The sequence below is a fragment of the Paraglaciecola arctica genome (genome assembly GCF_018861065.1).
Classification (GTDB): domain Bacteria; phylum Pseudomonadota; class Gammaproteobacteria; order Enterobacterales; family Alteromonadaceae; genus Paraglaciecola; species Paraglaciecola arctica_B.
Genome location: NZ_JAHKQO010000010.1, coordinates 1 through 2,714 on the forward strand (window position 1 = coordinate 1; position 2,714 = coordinate 2,714).

Below are 2,714 nucleotides of genomic sequence, written 5' to 3' on the forward strand. Positions count from 1 at the left end.
GAATGCTTCATATAAACAAAGTGAACCGGTTTACATTTGTGTGAATAAATTAATCTATCTGAATAGGATATTCAACCTTTTTCTTACAAAAAGTTAACAATCCATCATTGCCGTTAATGGCAACTCACTTTAGTTGTATCCTTTGAATATTCGAAGGAGCAGATTCTCCCGCTTCGTTGACAGCGATCACCCTATACTCATAAGTTCCACTACTAAGCTCACTAGTATCGACAAACAAGTCATCCACCAGAGGATCGAACTTGTTTTTGCCGTCGGATATTTGCTGTGCAATCACAGTCCATGATTGATTCAGTGTGTTTTTACGTTCAATTCGATAGTGCTGCCCAGTGGGAGACCCTAACCAATTGAGTTTTAAATCCTCGGAAACTCGATGCAGAACAGGAGGTTCTGGAATTGGCAATGGAGGTACATGCTGCAACCCGTTCATATTAGCCTGAGCATTACGAACAATAGACACCACTTCTCGCTCTTGATTAAAATCTCCGTCGCTAAAGCCTGGTAAATGATAGCTATAATGTGCGCCATTGCTTTCACTATGCCAATAGAAACCACCTGTTTCTCTATGGCCTCGAAATCCCCAAATAAATGCACCCACCGTTTGCGCGCCATTTAACTCATAATGCACCGCAGTTCGCATAATATCTTCTAGTTGCTGTGCCGGCGCTAAACCAAACTCTCCGACCATATAGGCTTTTTTACCGGAAATAAAAGCAAGATTATCTTTTATGGTTTGCGGCTTATTGTTGTTATTTACGGTATAAAAATGGTTGCTGATTATGTCTACATTGGGATCATCAAGTGAACTGGGTAATAACTGTAAATAGGTGCCATCCACCACTAACTGTTGGGGCGCTAGGGCTTTAATATGTGCCGCGGTTTGACTCACAAACTCAGACGTACTGAGCTTTAGCTCGTTACCTGTTTCCCATGCCATTATGGCTTTTTCTTCGAAATAGTGACGTCCAGTCAAAGTATTTTTTCGGGTGATAACTTGTTGAATAATATCTAAATACCCTTGATAGGTCTTCGACTGTGTATCGTAAAGGGCGTCTAGGTTTTCATTATAAAACGCCGCAAGTTGTTGTCGTCCCCCCCACCATTGCCAATGGTCAATAAAAGGCAATATTAGACGCAACTTGTGTTTCGATGCTAAGGCAATCATTTGGTCATAAACCACCATAGCCTCTTCATTTAGGCGTGGAGATCCATCAACTGTGGCGGGATTCAAAATATGGGTTTGCCGTTGACAAACCGCATCGTCGGGATGAGCCACTGATAATACATAAATACGCATTGCCTTATGTCCAGTGCGCACTAGTGCTTTGATCCAGTTTTCTTGTTCGGTGTAACTGGGCCATTTAAAGTATTGCCCCCAACTTCTTCTATCTGCAGCACATTTGCCTTTCGCATCATCTTCTATTCGATGTAACTCTGGGGCATGAATACCCGCAAATCTAAAGGGTTGTTCACCGTCGAATAACTGATGCCCTTGTCGAGTGATAAAATTTTCAATATTTTGTTGGCTTGTTATTGGGGCATGACCGCTAATACAACTGGTTAAACACAAGATAAAAATGCAGAGTAAAATTTTCATGATTGTTTCAACTTATCAAATAACTTAATCACTTCCATCATGGCCCTACCATTGTGATATGGGGCTTTCCAAAAGCCTGCTTTATAGTTTTGGTGGCAATTGGCGCCGTCAATATTAGCCAACCAAAACCATTCTCCAGCGACAGGATCTTTATGATATTGCTGAATGAATTGCCAAATGTTTTCACATATCGCGTTCAAGTGCTTATCACCAGTTAGATGAAATAGGTTTAAAAATCCTACTAACGCCTCGGCCTGTACCCACCAGTATGCATCTGGGGCTTTGTATTGGGTCACTTTGTCATAATCTTCACATACTTGACCGTGTATTCCCAAGGACTCCTTCACACACACTTGCGCCATATGAATAACCAATGGGCGCCACTCGTTTAGTAATTCTGAGTCAGCTAATATTTCAAGTGCTTCCCATATCAACCAACTTGCTTCAATATCATGGCCATAGGAAAAACTGCTGGATTGATCTTGCCAGTCATTGCTAAAAAATAGCTTAAGGTGACCACTTTCAAGGTCAATAATATGTTGTTTAAACATCGACAATACATGTCGCAACGACTCTTCAACCTCGCCACAGGGATTCACTTTATATAAAGCCGAAAAAGCTTCGAGCACGTGTAAGTGTGTATTCATCGATTTAGGGGTATTCATGTCTTTTTCGCTTAAACGAAAATCTTCTATTGGTAGCCAATTATTTTGAAAGGCTTCGATATAGCCCCCTAAGTCTTGGTCTCTGGTGTAGCGCTCAACCATAGAAAAGTAACTCATCGCTTTATCCAGCACTTGCTGTTTTCCTGTGGCTTGGTAGTAGGCACAAAATGCATAAATGCAAAAACACTGAGCGTAGGTTTGTTTTTTGCTGTCGACACACTCACCTAAATGGTTAAGTTCCCAAACCGCGCCACCAAATTGAGTATCGTCAAAATGCGCCATCATGTACTGATAGCTGCGAGTAGCCGTGGCCAATGCACTTTTACCTTGATGTGTTTCGAAGCCACTGAATACCGCCAGCTCACTAAAAAACCACAAAATACGACTATTGAGAATAATGCCTTTGCCAGCTGAGTGTTGTTGGAACCCAGCCG

The 2,714-nt window shown here is 41.7% G+C and carries 2 protein-coding genes; both read right to left on the minus strand.

The genetic code is table 11. From position 1 onward, the window contains the following. Nucleotides 1–124 precede the first annotated feature (124 nt). Nucleotides 125–1,615, minus strand: coding sequence for a beta-mannanase man5E (locus KO534_RS03775; protein ID WP_215927412.1), 1,491 nt, complete (start codon nucleotides 1,613–1,615; stop codon nucleotides 125–127). Continuing rightward, nucleotides 1,612–2,714 (minus strand): AGE family epimerase/isomerase (locus KO534_RS03780; RefSeq protein ID WP_215927414.1); only part of this gene is annotated, 1,103 nt, incomplete at its 5' end. The genes KO534_RS03775 and KO534_RS03780, both read right to left, overlap by 4 nt.